Source organism: Pedobacter sp. HDW13, from assembly GCF_011303555.1.
In the GTDB taxonomy this organism is placed as follows: Bacteria; Bacteroidota; Bacteroidia; order Sphingobacteriales; family Sphingobacteriaceae; genus Pedobacter.
In genome coordinates, this window is the sequence record NZ_CP049868.1 from 1,574,650 (window position 1) to 1,591,052 (window position 16,403).

Consider the following 16,403-nt stretch of genomic DNA (forward strand, 5'->3'; position numbering starts at 1 on the left):
GATGAACAAAATAAACGAATATAACAAGGAATATAGATTATTTTTTTCCAAGAGGAGTTCAATTAATTACATTCACAAAGTATAAAAAAATACAATAAATGTATTATTATAAATATAATAATTAATATTATTAATTATATACAACAATAATAATAACATATATATTTGAGTAATTTTTTAAACACAAAAAAACAAATTAAAATGAGAAAAAACTATTTTATGTTCCTATTTTATGCCACTATTTTTATGGCTGTTACCATTTCTTGTAAGAAGCAAGACGCAAAACCTTTACTCGACACAAAATTGTATAATTCCAAGCTTAGAGAATATACTGAGAATGTCGGCATCGTTCATAATGAAGGGTTAGACTACTTTTTAAAGGGAAGTAAAGCATTAACGGCAAACGATAGTGTTTCTGGCTGGCAGCTTGGAGATGGTTCAAATCTTGTTAATGACAACTCCATATCAAAGCAGGTCATTTCTTTTTCAATTGGGTATGTTAACTCTAATGGCGGCAATGAAGTTCCTATACCTGACGCAGTCGAAGTACTACAAAGTGCTGTTGATAATTTGACTCCAACATCTGTTGAAGATGTATGGGATGATGAACTCTCGAGACTTGACGATGAAAATTTGTTAACTGTAAGAGAAAAAAACATGGTCGGACAGTTAAAGAACATTTTTTCGGACGGTTATAACCTCAATTTGAATCAAGCTGATGCAAAAACATACTTTGAAAATAGACTTAATACAATACAAGCCCAATACCAAACAGTAGTTTTTGAAGAAAATGAAGGCGAACTATATTTGGGATTATTAAACTTAGCTAAAGCTTCAAACAACTATTGGCATAATTCTCAAGAGTTAGATAATTATGATCCAACTAAATTAGAGAACCCCATAATACAATTAGATCTGATCGGATACATCGTAGGATGGACTAGAGCTGTAATAGCTGATTATAGGGCAGGCAGCCTAAATCCGAGCGGTCAATATCGTCGTATTGATAAAGGGATTGAATATGGTCTAGCTGCTAGTTTGACAGGATGGTTAAAAAAAATTGCTCCAGGAGATATGGAAGGCATTCCAAAATTTAACGAAATTTTACCTCTTTATGACGAACCGTTATCATTGCCAACTCCCTTACCGGTTACCATTATGTATTGGAGCTCTGAGTCTGAGCTCAACGATACTGTAACTGATTATTCCCAAGACCTCGAAGTGTTCCAAAATCCTTTGGATAATAAATATTATGCCAATACTAATTATACGATTATAGCTTCAGATGGTTTTTATTTTCATTCAAATAATAATGGATTAATTAAAATTGCCAAAATAATTAACGGATCGGTAGTGACTATTTACCGAATGATTCACCCTCTGTAAATTGACCATTTTACACTATTAGAACACAAATCACGCATTTCGATTATTGAAACGCGTGATTTCCTTTACATACTTGCCATAATATTAATTCTTTATCTTGGCAAAAACATTAAGTAGATTTAGTTATAAATTATATTATGAATATGGGGATACTGATCTTCTATTGAAAGCGATTCCATTAACCTAATCATCACTATTCTTGAACATTGTTGTTCAGCAAACAAATAAGACCTAGATAAACTAAACGGTTGTTCCAATGAAAAAACAGTCGTTTAGTCTAACTTGTAGTTCTCACTCAAGCAATTTAACCCTGTGAGCAACAGAACACACTTTGCTACAAAGCCGATTCATCAACGCCAATTCAACACAACAATTTGTTTATTAATGCATTATATTGTTTTTAGAGACTTCACTCATTAACGTGGGTACGGGTTTAAAAATTATGTCGTAAAAAAACCCTTGCCTTTTACAGCAAGGGTTACGGGAGAGATGAATTAAACTTAATATTTTATTCTTTTATAATGTTCCATAGAAAAATGACGTGGCGTCTGCTACCCGATAAAGGCCACCTAATAATGGACTGCTGGGATTGGTACTTGTTACCCAGTCGATTTTAAATGGTCCTGATAAAAAGAAATTCTTTATACCATCGTATTCTGTTCCCCTAGCTGTCCAATTGCTATCATAAATAGGCTTAGTTAAAGTAATTACTCCATCGGTTATCGAATAACTAAATGTAGCATTTGCACTAAAGGTTGAGGTGCCATTATTCGGACTGACATTTAATATTGCTGTGCTATTACCCGTTAAAGTAAAACTAATACCCACTATTGTTCTTGCCGGACTTAAAGCAGCCAATCTGGTTACCATGGCCTGGTAAACCGTATTAAACTGTGAGGTAACACCACTTGGTAATAATGCTCCGCCAGCTACAGGTGATGTGCCACCAATCATAATTTTCCTATAGGTATACGTAGTTGGAAAGCCGTACAATAAAGCAAGCGGTGTTAGTGGTACTGGATTTGATTTAAGGATATATTCTTTGCCAGTAGAATCATACAAAGCCAAAGTGGCAGCATCTTTCCAGGCCAAACGCACAAACGTAATCCCCTGATAAACAAAATCTGAACCGACAAAATCTGCGCCTGTTAAGTTAAAGGCGAATTTACCTGTACCTGATGCTGTCGATACCCCATCGGCTAATACACCTGTTAAAGTACCTCTTTTACCTGAAGCCAGTCCACTACTTGTGTTTACACTCAAGCCAACTTTTAAAACCGCTGAGCCTGAAGTAATCTCTATATATGGATATTTAACCGCAGCAAAATAATCTTTCACTTTATTGATAGCCGTTTTATAACCACCAGCGGTATAAGTAGCTTTCTGTGCAGCTGTAGCCTTAACCATTTTTAAAAGCTGGCGATATTGCTTTCCAATAAAAACAATACTATCGGCAGATGATCTTACATAGGTAAATTCAACATCACTTTTAAAGCCAGTAGGTTGGGTTCCGCCAAAAGCACTCGCATTCGGATCGGCTAACATAGAAAGGTAATTATAGGTATCAAAAATTAAATCGGCCCCTAAACCTGTTTTTACTCTATAAGTCGAATTAGCACTTGTTATTGAAGCATCGTCTGTTAAATCGGCATACATGCTTACGTTCTGTTGATTATCAAAGGTCATATAAAAACCAAAACCACCACCTGCCGACGTGGATAAGGTTGCCACCCAGCCATTTGAAGCGGAGGTGAGCGTATTGCTGACTAAAGCGATAGATGTTGCCATCCTATCTTCGGGCGTTTGATCAAAATCAGATACAAACGATGATTTTTTACACCCTGAAACGATCAGTAGTGTTATAAAAAAATATAATATCTTTCTCATATCCTATAATGTTGTTTGGCCTAATACGCCATAAAAATAATTTGCTGGGGTACCACTTACATAAAAGCCGCCGTAACTATTAAAATTATTAGTGCCAATATTGGCTGGCATCCAGTCGGCAATAAAATTGCTCCCTATTAAATAATTGATTAAAGGCTGAGCCCCTGCTTGAATTACTGTGGCATTTGTCCACGGTGTAGTGGTGTCTCTTGGTGTTCCAACAGTAAATTTTGTAGCACCGGTAGTTGCATTAAAAGTCATGTTCAAGGCATACAAAGCTTCTAAAGTAGAACCCGCAGTATTGGTATAATTTAAGTACAGATTGGCCGCAGTTGTAGATAAGAAATCCAATCTGATATAGTTCAGTTTCCTGTTCGCATTACCTACAGCTGCAACGCCTGTAACAGAAGCTTGATAAGCAGTGCTAAAGTTGGTGGAGATTCCGGAAGAAGTATATACGGGGTTCGACAAATCTATGGTAATGGTTTTAAATAAACCCTGGCCAATCCAATAAGGGAAAGTAGAAGCAGAATATTTATAGGTATTTCTAACTACATTTTGTACCTCGCGCTGTAAGGTTCTAAAATCGATACCTAAATTAATTGTGAAATACTGTACCACACTAGCCTCCTTTGCCTTTAGTGCAAGCTTACCGGCAGCTGTCGATGCATTTGCACGAGCATCAAACCAGGCCTGCCCCAAAACAAGTAAATGCGTAGTTGTTTCTGCAAAGTCTTCTCCTGGCTCACTAGAAGCATAGGGTGTTACATAACCATTATCTCTTGCTGTTGCATCAGCTACAGTAGTCCAGGTAGCGTTGTAAGTAGCCTTTGTAATGGTTTGAAAATCAGTAGGCATCGGAACGATCTGATTCAGAATATGCGTAAACTCGTGGTGTATTGTTCTTAATTTTCGAACTACCAAATCAGCATTAGATATATCAAAGTTATTTAAATCGTAGATGGTTACGCGCTTACCTGCTGATGCAGTAGCTAAAATCATTGATCCATCGCTTTGATAAGCACCTGAGCCATAAAGTACCCACTCTTTAGGCAACCTTTCTTTCACAAATGTTTGTCCGGCAACTTTTTTATACGGAGCAATAAAACCATCCAACACAGTCTGCATTTGCGGCATCACTTTCGCAACGTTTACCGGGCTTACTATTTTATCGTAATCTTTATAATAATCGCTGTAACGATAAATCACATCAATATTATAAGCATCTAAAAAATTGGTCTTTAGCCATTTATCAACATCGTTTTGTGTTGAAGGGTTATCGATGTATTTCGTCAGATCAATGCTTACCGCATCTTCCTTTTTACAAGATTGAACTACAAAAACAAAAATTAATGCAGCAAATATTTTAAATATATTCTTTTTCATCATATTTCTAATTAATTACCTTGGATTTAATGGTACACCAGAAAGTCTGGCTTCTTCAGGTAGTTGAAACATACGTCTATTATCATCTGGTGCCAGCTCAATAAATGTTTCGTTACCTACGGCATCCAAAACATTGTGTTTAACTGTAATCCGATTACGCAAAATATCCATCCACCTGATTCCTTCTTGTAAAAAGATCGCCTTCTTGGTTTCTAAGATTAGCTTAATTACGGCTTCCTGCGAATCGGTAATACCATAAAAAGTTTTTACCTTATCTAAATTAGTGGCATCATTGGCAACATAACCTTTAACCGTTGCACTTAAGATCGTATTTACATCTTTAATGGCATTATCGAACTGATTTAAACGGGCATAAGCTTCGGCACGGTTCATTAATGCCTCATCGGTAGTTAATAACGGCGACATAATGTAAGGCAAGCCTGTATTGGCTACCTGGTTGGTGATATAGAAAAACTCAGCATATTTACCAGTTGTATAGTTAGGCACACCAGTAGACGCAATTTTAAATGCATAGGCCTTACCTGTAACATTGTAACCTGCCGCAAACATTTTAACCAAATTTGCACCATATCCGTATCTTGGATAGGTTCTTTGATAGGTAGAATACTGGTTAGCCAGCAATAAATTATATTTCTGATCGTCTTTGGTTAATGCAACTTTATAATCGGCATAAGCCATTGCATCCAAAGTGCTGTTTATTGGTCTGATGATGCTTGCAAAACTCTCCGTAGAAATTGCCGACGCCTGATCGATTACCTTTTGCCAATCGCCTTTAAATAAATAAAAACGTGCAGCAAAGGCATGTGCTGCCGCAGGTGTAAAGTGGAATTTAGGAACAGAGTAAGCCGATGCCGATAACAAAGCCATCCCTTCGGTTAAATCTTTCTCAATTTTCTCGTAAGTAGATTGTACTGTACCTCTGTCATATTGTTTAATTACCTGTGTTTCTGGCTCGGTTACGTAAGGTATACCCGGCGAATCATTAGCGCCACCAATTACATAAGCTTTAGCAAATAAAGTAACCAGCATAAAATGTGCATAGGCCCTTGCTACTAAAGCTTCACCTTTATAAGGTAATACTGCTGTACCGAAGTTATTTTGTGCTATGGCTTCTAAAGCCTGATTGGCAGCAGCAACTCCTCTGTAGCAACCTGTCCAATAGTTAGTTGGGGTATTGGTGTTTGAGCCGGCAACATCCTGCCAAAAATATGGTCTGCTGGTTATATCTGTTACTGTACCTATACCTGGGCCTTTATCTTCTGTATTATCAGATGCAGCCTCGGTGAATGTCAAATAATCATATGCTGGATAAGCAGTCCCCACCAATTGAGCTACCTTGTCAACCGAATTAATTTCGGTTCTGTTATCAGGGTTTGTATCTAAATATTTATTGCAAGATGGAGTTAACAATAAGATGGCAGATCCAAATACAAAATATTTTAGTTTATCTAAGTTCATAATCTTTTTTTTAAAATCCAACCTTTAATGATATTGTGTATTGTTTAGGTATTGGCAACGCCACACCGCCATTTCCAAAAAATTCAGGATCGGCACCATTTAATCTTTTATCTGAATACAGCAAAGCAACGTTGTTTCCTATAAATGAAACCGAAGCATTAGACATGTTCAATTTTGAAGTGATTTTTTTAGGGATGTCGTACGTAACTGATATTTGTTTAAAACGGATAAAATCACCTTTTGCCACTCTTTCAGTCGAAAAATTATATAAATTGTACGGATAAGCAGCTGAAATTACCGAACCCGAAGTGTTGGTAATTACCTTACTCGCGGTAACCGGATCCAGGATGGATGGTACAGTAGTAAAAGCCTCGTCGCCTGGTTGTATCCATCTGTTTAACATCGATTTCGTCATCGAATAAATATCAGGATAGCCAGAAGAAAATTCTTGTGCCAGTCTGACTACGTTTCCGGTTGCAAATGTGAACAAAGCAGATACACTAAATTGTTTGTATCTAAACTGGTTGTAATAACCACCAGTAAAAGTTGGATCTGTTGGGCCCTCGTATTTTAAGAAGCCTGTTTTAGTACTCTGTAAGTTTACATAAGAACTTTTAAGTCCTGCATCGTCGATAAAATATGGGAAACCGTAATTATGGTCTAAACCTGCGAATTGAATAGAATATAAACCGCCTCTAGGATTGCCTACTATCGATCCGCCTACATCACTAACCAGATCAAAAATTCTTGGTGTATTCTGTAATTCGGTGATTTCATTTCTATTGAAAGCCATATTAATCTGAGTCCTCCATTTGAAATCGCCCTGTTGAACCGGTGTACCACCAAGGGTTAACTCCAATCCTTTTGCTTTCATTTTACCATAATTTGCTGTTTTTGCATACTGGCCACCTATACCAGAAGTATTTATAGTACCAATCAGGTCAAAAATATTCCTGGTGTATAAATCTGCGGTAAAACTTAACCTGTCCTTTAAAAAGGTTAAGTCGAAACCCAGGTTGGCTTCTTTTAATTTTTCCCAGGTTAACTCTGAGTTGGCTAAGCTGGAAATATAGGTAAGCGTTTCCTTTTCCGTATCGTAAGGTCGTCTGGCCAATTGATTGTAGAAAATTGCAGCCGAATTTTTTGCATTTCCAATATTCGCAACTAAACCATAAGTTCCCCTAATCCTTGCTGACGATAAGATATCGTTTTTAGGCCAAAAGTTTTCCTGATCAACATTCCAGGCACCAGAAACGTTCCAGGTTGGTAGCCACCTTGCGGTTCTGCTTTTTCCCATTAAGTTAGAACCATCGTAACGGGTTGTGGCATTAAAGCTATATTTATCTTTATAAGAATAAGCTGCTCTTAACGCAAATGCCGCAAAGCGGTCTGCACCGTAGCCCATACTATAATATGGAGCACCAGATTCCTGCGCTTTTTTGAAATACAGATAATTTGCATTTACAATACCACCGTTATCATACTGATAGCCAACTCCATCAAAACTAGCAGTTTGGCGGTCTGTATACCTCACCTCCATTGAGCCAAAAATATTTAGGCGGTGATCTTTATTAAAGGTTTTATCAAACTCCAGATTCTGCCTGAAATAATAATTTTTCAGGTCATCAGAAATAGTATTGTAAAAACCACCTTCTGGCAAGATTACCACAGGTAATTTTGTTAAATCATCTGGGTTTGTATATAAAAATGGGTTATCGCCAATAGTGGTCGCATCAGTAGCTGCCCTAAAAGCCAACGCCATATTCGAATTTTCTAAAATGTAGGTTTTACGTTCAGTTTTTGCAAACCTGTAAGCTCCATCAACCGAGTAGGTTAACGAAGGGATAATTTTATATTTTAACCCACCCTGAACTTTAAAATCGATTTGACCCAATTTTAAATAATTATTATCTAACTCGTTTAAAATATTAAATGGCGCATAATTCCTATTAAAAAACTCCAATCCACCATTTTCATCATAGGCGGTCATCGCCCTGCTCGTATTTAAAGCGTAAGAATATGGGTTAATATCGAAGTTTCTTGAAAATGTACCAAAAACAGGATCAGAAGTACGGTTTAAACTACCTGGAGCTTGTTGATCTCTGATTGAGCCATTAATGATAAACTCACCACTTAATTTACTGTTCATTTTAAAGTTGGCCCTGAAATTACCTGTAAAACGATCTACATTGCTACCAAGGGTTTGGCCATTATCGTGCAGATATGAGGTAGATGCGTAAGTCTGGAATCGCTCAGTACCCGATGACATACTAACAGAATGCTCCTGCATTAACGAATTTTTGAATAAAATATCAAACCAATCCGTGTTTGCATTGGCGTATCTGTTTAGAAACTGAGCCCTATCAACATTTGTATTTTTTAGCGCATAAGTATCTGTCGCCGCATCGTAATCGTATAAAGCATTATACATTTTATAGAATGGCCCACCATCTGCGCCTCTTGAGGCTGAAGTATGTTGAAAATAGCCTTTGCTATACATTTCCATCAGCACAGACATTTGATCTGCGGAGTTCAGAATATCAAAGTTATCGTAAGTAGGTTTTAAATAGGTAGTAAAATTACCTGAGTAACTTATCCTTGGTGCACCTTCAGTTTGGCGACCTTTTTTAGTGGTTACTACAATTACCCCGTTCATTGCCCTAGCTCCATACATCGCTGTTGCAGCAGCATCTTTCAGAATATTGAAGCTTTCAATATCATCAGGATTTAAACCCGCTACCGACGATCCGATAAGGGTATTGGCATCACCTGTAGAAAGCGACTCGTTTGAGATATTAACTACATCTTCCAGGATAATTCCATCTACTACCCAAAGCGGTTTGTTATCGCCCGAGATAGAAGTAGCACCACGCACACGGATTTTGGGAGCTGCACCAAAAGTACCCGATACATTCTGTACCGATACACCGGCAACCTGCCCTTCAAGCATACGGCTAATATCTGGCACCCCGTTACGCTGTGCATCAACAGCCTTTACCTGCGTTGCAGATCCTGTAAACAACTTTCTATCCAATTGCTGATAACCTGTTGATACCACATTCACCTCGCTAAGTTGAGCCGCATCTTCTTCTAAGGTTACATTAAGAGTTGTTTTATTGCCAATAGGCACTTCAAGTGTTTTGTAGCCAATATAACTAAAGGTTAAAACAGCGCCCTCTTTTACTGAGATGGTATAATCGCCTGATGTATTAGTCGATACTGCATTAGCTGCACCTTTTTCCCTAACGCTAACTCCTGGCAAAACAGAACCACTTTTATCCCTCACCTTTCCGCTTACTTTTACAGCCACAAAATAGCCAAGCACTTTATCCAAAATTGTTTTTTCTTTCGGCTTAATGAGGATGGTTTTATCCTCAATTGTGTAGGTTAAATCATTTCCTGCAATAATTTTTGCCATTACTTCCTCAATGGTCGAATTGCTAAAATTTGCATTAAAAGTAGTGGTACTACTAATTTTACTGGTAGAGAGCAGTACATCATAACCAGATTGCAATCTGATTTCGCGGAACATTTTTTCGAGGGTTACATTTTTTTCTTTTAATGTAACCAGCTGGCCGAATGAAGCTGCACTCACCTGCATTAACGAGGCAAGCAGAACGACCGTAATTAACTTCATCATTAATAGTAATTTAGGTATGTAGCGGCGATGCGTACATAAAATTCTAATATAAATTTTGTACATTTAATAGTCTGTTTTTTGTGCGGAACGCAAGAAAGTTTGGACGCCAAAAAGCGTTTCGCGGTTATCCAAGAAATAATTGATTTTAATCGATTCCGGTTTTCGGAATAGCTAAACAGATAATAAAAGGGGGTGTTGCAAGCACTCCTTTTTTATGCGTTTAACTTTGGATCATCAGGAGATTTGTCGAGGTCTATTCATGATTAGCTAGGTTATGGTTGATTAATTTGTTATTTCTTTTTTATAGATAAAGGTTAGTTACTCCATCATCTTTTTACTCGTTTATTCTTTATAGACAATTATTTTATTGCCCTTAATATCGAAGCGAACTTCGCCGGTTTGCTCAAATTTTCTGAGCACTTTTGATATTTTTTCAAAACGGCTTACCGTTCCGTAATACATTACTTCTTTCGCTTCAGGATCGGCATATTCTATTTCCACATTATACCAGCGGGCAATTTTGCGCAAAATACTTTCCTGTTTTTCGTTATCAAACATGAAATACCCATTTTTCCATGCGATAGCCTCGTCGGTATTTGCTTTTTTAATTTCTATTCCGTTTTTTGATAGTACCGATTGCTCACCTGGTTTCAACACAAGCATATCATTTGAGCTTAAATCAGAAATCCGCACACTACCTTCGAGCAATGTAGTTCTGGTTACAATTTCATTCGCATAGCTGTTGATGTTGAAATGTGTACCTAAAACCTCCAGCTCCTGCTTTAAAGTTTTAACAATAAACGGGTGCGCTTTATCTTTGGCCACCTCGAAATAGGCTTCGCCGCTTAGCTCAACCTTACGCTGTTTTGATGAGCCAATATTTAAGGGGTATTGCAAAGACGAGGCGGCATTAAGCCATACCACAGAACCATCAGGCAACCTGATTTCCCACTCGCCCCCATTTGGAGTAGAAATGGTATTTACTTTCGAATCGTCTATATCGCCAGTTGTTTTTTGGATATGATATACCAGCTGGCCATTTGCGGTTTTTGAAATCGATACCCCGGCCTGCTCAATAAGATCGCCGTTTGCCGCATCACTTAGTGATATTTTCCTGCCATCGGCCAGAGTTAAGATGGCTTTATTTTTGCCCGGCGCCACATCGGAGGCAAAAACATGTTCTTTCTTTTTATTTAGCGATAAATAGGCTGTAAACGAAAATACAACCAACACGGCCGCGGCTGCAGCCCACTTTAAAGGTCGTAGCAAAATACTGCGTGGTGTTTTTTTCGGTTTATCAGTAGCCAGTATATTATTCAGCACAGCCTCCCATTTTTCAGTTACGGCTACTTCAGTAGTAGCTGCTTCTTCAGCCATGATCATCTTTACGATTTCATCGCTAACTGCGGAGGCCGGATCTGCTGCCAATACTAAAAGCTCCTGCTTTTCTTCAGGGCTCAGTGCATCTGCTGTAAACTGTTTTAATAAGTAATTTATACGTTGTTCCATAATGGGGCTACAATACTAAGAAGCAGTGAAAGGGAATTAGGACTATCTGGATTTAAAAAAAAATTATTTTATTTTCAAAAAGAGGAAAACAAAAGGAAAAATGAAGACAATTCCATGCTGATCGAGGTGAATGCGAATAGATTTTAAGGCCGAAACCAAAGCATTTTTAACAGTATTTGGCGATATGCGAAGTATTTCGGCAATTTCGGGAATAGTTTTACCATCGCGACGGCTCAGCTGGTATATATTCCGGCGTTGATCCGGCAATTTTTCAATGGCAACTGCAATAATTTTAGTTACCTCATTCAAATTAATGGTTTCGACGGTGCTATTGTGGCTATCCGTTTGTTTAGCAGTAAAAGCATCAACCATTTTATCGGTTTTAAGTTTTTTACGCAGGTAGCTTAAGCATTCATTTGATACGTACTTATACAGATAAGCCTTCACATTTTCAACCTCAGCCAGTTTATCGCGGTTAAGCCATACCCTTAAAAAGGCATCCTGAATAATTTCTTCTGCGGCATCGTCAGACTTCGTAAATTTTGTGGCGAATACCTGAAGTACGGGCAGGTATTTGAAAAACAGAACAGAAAAGGCTTGTTCATCGCCCTCCACAATCTTGCTAATCAGTGCACGTTCTTTTTCCACATTGCTTACCGCCATAAATTTAATTAGTCATAAGGCTATCTACTGTATGTAATAATAGAAAGATTTAGTTAAAGCCTGGAAATTATTTTACTAAACCAATTTAGTTAAGTAATAGTCAAACTTCTCTACCAAATATAATGATTAAGAAATTTTACAGGCCAAAAAAATTGTTAAAATTAAAAACCCCGCTTTAAGGGCGGGGCTGAGAGGTGCGGTTAATTTAATCAAATTCCTATTTATTTATTATTCAAATGAAATCCAGCTTCTGGCATCATCGAAAGCAACTAAATCATACGATTTTTCGCCTGATTGAATAACATAAAACCCAGCGGCTTTGAAAAAGTTATTTTGTGTATTTGTTACAATATTCCTGATTGCTACAGGTGCCGTTCCAAATGATCCGGCATTAGTAAATTTAATAGTACCATCAGCAGGGAAAGCTGCTATTGGCGCGGGTCCATAAGCGCCATAAGCTCCTCCTACAATAAAGCCTAAACGAGAATAAGCTACATTGAATTTAGAGTAAAAAATTAGAAAATTAAACCCTGGTATAGTCCTTAAACCATAGGCATCGGGCACTCCATCAATCGTAAATCCGTTAAAACACGTCCAATAAGCACCGTTAGTTGGAGCATTAAACCACCTTTGCGCTGCAGTTTTATCATATTCAATTGGTACAATCGCTTCTTTAATCTCTATAGCCTCCCCTCCTTTAATGCTGCCACTGATAAATCCGGTTCCTGTATTAAAATTTACTCCGTTGATTTCGCTTACCGTAGCTGTACCAACAGTTATTGGTGTAAATAAATTTATGGTTGTACCCGAAACATAATAACTGCTGCTAACTTTTTTCATTACGCCCGCATCGAGATAATTAAAGCCAATAATGTTTTGCCCAACGTCAATTCTAACCTCGCAGTTCGCTCCACCAATAGTGGTTCTTTTAAAGTAAGTTCTAAGTTTGGATAAAGTGGTGGCCATAGCTTCAGGAGAAGTCAAGGCATCACTATTTTCTGCTGCAGACTTCGACCGGACTAAAATCAGCTTACTTTTATTAAAGGTTCCTTCTAGCTTAATTGTATCCGCATTGGAAGATAAGAATGCAAACTCAAAATCTGCCAAATATCCGCTACCAGTAGTACCACCTAGTACCGACGGAGTTGGATCTGCTAATAAATGTAAGGTAGAATAAGAATCGAATAATAAAGTTGGGCGCTGCAGTGCCTTAAGGCGATATGAACTTTCAGCAGGTGTTGGATTAAAATCTGCAGACATGGTTGTTCTGTTTTTATCAGTAAAACTGAATAAAAAAGTACCAACTACTTTACTGTTTGTCAATAAGAAACCTCTCCAACCAAATTGTGCTCCGGTTAGCTGTGTCTGATACGCTGTTAAGGTTGCCGATAACCGGTCATCAACATTACCGATAGCCGGCTCTGTTGTATCTTTTTTACAGGCACCCAATGCCAATGTAAACAAGAGTATGTATAATAAATGCTTTTTCATCATTTTTGATCTTTAATTATTACAATGTTCCAAATAAATATGAGGTTGCATCTGTTGTTTTTACAAGACCACCGAATATACTTTTCGATTGTGGTACAATATCATCCACCCAACGAACATTAAATGCCTGACTGTTGAAATAGGCTAGCAAAGTAGGAATGTAAGTTTCGATAACCCTGGCATTAGCATAATTAGCTGTGGTTGGCTGTGAAGCAGCATAGGTCAGGGTAATCACCCCATTAACATTGCTGATATCGTAATCGAAATCGCCATTGTTACCAACACCTAAAGCCACCGTTGGATCCATATAATTAACCCTTAAAGTAAGTTTATTAGCCGCTGTAAAAATTAACGAAATATTGTCGATATAATAACCTTTATTGGTTTGTGGATTGCCAGCCTGTAGGGTTGTATTTGCAGTATTATAAGCCGTTAAAAACTTGGTTGATAAACCTGTTAATTTTTGAGGGTTTATGGTAATGGTACTATAAGTTTTACCCGGTCCCAATAAACTGTTAAAATCTGGAGTTGCCGATTGTGCTTCTATTGCAGACTGAGTTCTGATTTGTAAATCAGTTAAATCTATACCCCAGCTATCTTTCATATAAGATACCACAATCGATTTCTTTTTTAAGAGCTTAGCCCTCGCATCGGTATTTTGTTCGTAAACCCCTTTTCCGTTTCTTTTGATATAAAGCCCGTCATACACAAAGAGATTATTTATGATGTTATCAAAATTAGCTTGTCCGCTTTCCAGTAAAGTTGATAAAGTCTCCACAAAATCGTCATCCTTATTTGATCTTGAGTAAGGTGTTATAAAACCCTTTCCCCAAAAATCGGCCTCGTACATAATCTTATCCAGCGCCGGATTTGTAGAGTATGCACCTCTAAAAATATTAAACCAGGTAGCGGTATAATCAGAAGGCGTGATTCTTTGATAATCAGGCACCACGGCAATATTCTGATTCAGGATATGGCCAAACTCGTGGTGCATGGTATGTAAAATCTGTTTCACAGAAGGCTTATTGGCCGGATTAAAGGTGTTCAGGTCAAGCAAAACAATTTTCCGGCCCGCTTCTGCCGTACCCAGGGTAATGGTACCATTGCTGTTGTACGAAGGGCTACCCGCCAGATAAAACTGTTTTTGGGTATATTTCTTCATAAAATCTTCGCCTTTTATTGCTGCATATGGCACTATCCAGGTACTTTTAATAATGCTCATAATGGGCACTACCAATTCTTCTTTAACCGGTACAACGTTCTTATAAATTTCTCCCAGTTCAGACCTGTCCCATTTATATTTTACTTCAATGTTATATGGAGTAGTATAGTTTGTACTAATCCATTCATCTATTGGCCCCTTGGTCCAGGTATCGCCGCCCAAACCAACTATATTGGCACTTAAATCATCTTTTTTGCTGCATCCTGCTAAAAAGATTGTTGCTAAAGCAACCATTAATAATGTCTTTTTCATAATAATATGCTTTTATAGTTATCTGGGATTTGCAGCTAAACCTGCTGCAACAGCATCTTGTGGGATTTGAACCAACCTTCTCGGGTCATTAACTCCCAGTGTAATTGTATTTAAACCATTGGCTGGAACATGTACAATCGGGATTTTCAGCCTTACAATATCTAACCACCTTAAGCCTTCGTGCATATATTCCTGGCGTTTAAAGTTGATAACTGTCGCCACCAAAGCATCTTTAGCAGATAAGCCTGTAAAAAATGTGGTAGCTTTGGTTTCTGTAAATTTATCGGTAGTTGCAGAATAGCCAATAATCCTTTTTGATAAATAAATATCCAAATCGGCAATGGTTTGGGCATTGTTGCCAAGCATGGCATTGGCTTCGGCCCGGTTAAACAACACCTCTTCGGTAGTTAGTAAAGGTACCATATTGTAGGCATCGCCAAAGTTGGCACTAATGGTCTCTTTTACAAAGTGCTCTCTGAATTTAGGAATATTATAAAATGCTTCGTTTGCACCAAAAATTTTCGCAACCATGGCCAGCGATTTTCCGGTTGGGTTGTTACCCGGATTATACACTGTTGACAATACCCCGAGCTTAATCCGTAATTGTAAGCACCATAATTTCTTCCCCAATACGAATTTGCTTCCTGTAACAACAAGTTGGCAGGTTCGGTAGAGTTGGAGTACAATGCCTGCAACTCATAAAAACCCAATACATTATAAGTAGTATTCCAGGCCCTTAGGTTATCGGTAATTGTGGCCGCCGGGAAAACAGCATTGGCATTATCGATTACTTTTTGATAATCTCTTTTAAATAAATAAAAGCGTGTAGCAAAAGCACGGGCCGCCTGTGTGGTAAAATGATACTTTGGCACCCTGTAGCTATTGTTATTGAGCAGTGGTAATCCTTCGGTTAAATCTTTCTCAATATTGGCATAAACACTTGCTACTGTGCCTCTGGTATAATTACCCTCTACTATTTTTTGTGGCAAGGTAACATACGGAATACCCGGATCGGATGCAGCTGTAGCTGGATCGTAGGCTTTAGCAAACAAGGTAACTAACATAAAGTGTACGTAAGCCCTGGCTACAAGTGCTTCACCCCTGCTGGCCGAATATGCTGCAGTATTGCCGCCTTTATCAATAGCTTCCAAAGCATAATTTGCTGCCGCAATGGCTTTATAGCAAGCATTCCAATAAAATGGAGGGGTATCTACTGAGGTTGCGTCAATCTGATCAATGTAATTCCATGGAGATGAATTGGGTAAAGCCCTGGCTGTTATCCCTTTATCGCCGGCATTATCGCTCATGGCTTCGGTAAAAGGAAGATAACTGCCATGTGGATAGGCATTGGCCAGTAATTCGGCAACTTTAACCGGGCTGTTTAATTCAGTACGGTCGTCTGGCTGATGCTCCAAAAATTTCTTACAACCACCAGATAGTAGTAAGCCTGAGCATGCGATATATATGAATATTTTATTCTTTTTCATT

General features: G+C 38.0%; 11 protein-coding genes. 1 reads left to right on the forward strand and 10 read right to left on the reverse strand.

Annotation, left to right across the window (positions count from 1 at the left end):
- Positions 1-201 precede the first annotated feature (201 nt).
- Entirely contained in the window at positions 202-1,386 is a 1,185-nt protein-coding gene (locus G7074_RS06490) for a hypothetical protein (RefSeq protein ID WP_166207514.1), read from the forward strand.
- 516 nt (positions 1,387-1,902) lie between these two features.
- On the opposite strand, the gene G7074_RS06495 is transcribed toward G7074_RS06490, so the two are convergent.
- The 10 genes from G7074_RS06495 to G7074_RS06535 all read right to left on the reverse strand — a co-directional run bounded on the left by G7074_RS06495 (position 1,903) and on the right by G7074_RS06535 (position 16,402).
- The gene (locus G7074_RS06495) at positions 1,903-3,273 is read right to left on the reverse strand and encodes a DUF4302 domain-containing protein (RefSeq protein ID WP_166207517.1); all 1,371 of its coding nucleotides are present in this window, start codon (positions 3,271-3,273) and stop codon (positions 1,903-1,905) included.
- A 3-nt stretch (positions 3,274-3,276) separates the two neighbouring features.
- The gene (locus tag G7074_RS06500; protein ID WP_158674057.1) at positions 3,277-4,659 is read right to left on the reverse strand and encodes a substrate import-associated zinc metallohydrolase lipoprotein; all 1,383 of its coding nucleotides are present in this window, start codon (positions 4,657-4,659) and stop codon (positions 3,277-3,279) included.
- Between the two features lie 15 nt (positions 4,660-4,674).
- Complete coding sequence (locus G7074_RS06505; protein ID WP_124560515.1) at positions 4,675-6,138, reverse strand: RagB/SusD family nutrient uptake outer membrane protein; 1,464 nt, start codon at positions 6,136-6,138, stop codon at positions 4,675-4,677.
- Between the two features lie 10 nt (positions 6,139-6,148).
- The gene (locus tag G7074_RS06510; RefSeq protein WP_240916481.1) at positions 6,149-9,778 is read right to left on the reverse strand and encodes a SusC/RagA family TonB-linked outer membrane protein; all 3,630 of its coding nucleotides are present in this window, start codon (positions 9,776-9,778) and stop codon (positions 6,149-6,151) included.
- A gap of 342 nt (positions 9,779-10,120) precedes the next feature.
- A complete protein-coding gene (locus G7074_RS06515) occupies positions 10,121-11,287 on the reverse strand; it encodes a FecR family protein (protein ID WP_166207520.1) in 1,167 nt (388 codons plus the stop codon).
- 63 nt (positions 11,288-11,350) lie between these two features.
- Positions 11,351-11,950 (reverse strand): RNA polymerase sigma factor, encoded by a 600-nt coding sequence (locus G7074_RS06520; RefSeq protein ID WP_124560517.1) that lies wholly within the window; start codon positions 11,948-11,950, stop codon positions 11,351-11,353.
- A gap of 228 nt (positions 11,951-12,178) precedes the next feature.
- Positions 12,179-13,444 carry a DUF4302 domain-containing protein gene (locus G7074_RS06525; RefSeq protein ID WP_124560518.1) on the reverse strand — a complete coding sequence of 422 codons (1,266 nt, stop codon included), beginning with the start codon at positions 13,442-13,444 and terminating at the stop codon, positions 12,179-12,181.
- A 16-nt stretch (positions 13,445-13,460) separates the two neighbouring features.
- Entirely contained in the window at positions 13,461-14,915 is a 1,455-nt protein-coding gene (locus tag G7074_RS06530) for a substrate import-associated zinc metallohydrolase lipoprotein (RefSeq protein ID WP_124560519.1), read from the reverse strand.
- An 18-nt stretch (positions 14,916-14,933) separates the two neighbouring features.
- The gene (locus tag G7074_RS27030) at positions 14,934-15,446 is read right to left on the reverse strand and encodes a RagB/SusD family nutrient uptake outer membrane protein (RefSeq protein WP_240916482.1); all 513 of its coding nucleotides are present in this window, start codon (positions 15,444-15,446) and stop codon (positions 14,934-14,936) included.
- Positions 15,377-16,402, reverse strand: a complete 1,026-nt coding sequence (locus G7074_RS06535; RefSeq protein ID WP_240916483.1) for a RagB/SusD family nutrient uptake outer membrane protein — start codon at positions 16,400-16,402, stop codon at positions 15,377-15,379. The genes G7074_RS27030 and G7074_RS06535 overlap by 70 nt, the downstream gene beginning before the upstream one ends.
- Between the last annotated feature and the right edge of the window lies 1 nt (position 16,403).

Excerpts from the sequence above, each read along its gene's own strand:
- G7074_RS06490 (WP_166207514.1), top strand. The coding sequence starts at position 202 with ATGAGAAAAAACTATTTTATGTTCCTATTTTATGCCACTATTTTTATG.
- G7074_RS06495 (WP_166207517.1), bottom strand. The coding sequence starts at position 3,273 with ATGAGAAAGATATTATATTTTTTTATAACACTACTGATCGTTTCAGGG.
- G7074_RS06500 (WP_158674057.1), bottom strand. The coding sequence starts at position 4,659 with ATGAAAAAGAATATATTTAAAATATTTGCTGCATTAATTTTTGTTTTT.
- G7074_RS06505 (WP_124560515.1), bottom strand. The coding sequence starts at position 6,138 with ATGAACTTAGATAAACTAAAATATTTTGTATTTGGATCTGCCATCTTA.
- G7074_RS06510 (WP_240916481.1), bottom strand. The coding sequence starts at position 9,778 with ATGATGAAGTTAATTACGGTCGTTCTGCTTGCCTCGTTAATGCAGGTG.
- G7074_RS06515 (WP_166207520.1), bottom strand. The coding sequence starts at position 11,287 with ATGGAACAACGTATAAATTACTTATTAAAACAGTTTACAGCAGATGCA.
- G7074_RS06520 (WP_124560517.1), bottom strand. The coding sequence starts at position 11,950 with ATGGCGGTAAGCAATGTGGAAAAAGAACGTGCACTGATTAGCAAGATT.
- G7074_RS06525 (WP_124560518.1), bottom strand. The coding sequence starts at position 13,444 with ATGATGAAAAAGCATTTATTATACATACTCTTGTTTACATTGGCATTG.
- G7074_RS06530 (WP_124560519.1), bottom strand. The coding sequence starts at position 14,915 with ATGAAAAAGACATTATTAATGGTTGCTTTAGCAACAATCTTTTTAGCA.
- G7074_RS27030 (WP_240916482.1), bottom strand. The coding sequence starts at position 15,446 with ATGGTTGCGAAAATTTTTGGTGCAAACGAAGCATTTTATAATATTCCT.
- G7074_RS06535 (WP_240916483.1), bottom strand. The coding sequence starts at position 16,402 with ATGAAAAAGAATAAAATATTCATATATATCGCATGCTCAGGCTTACTA.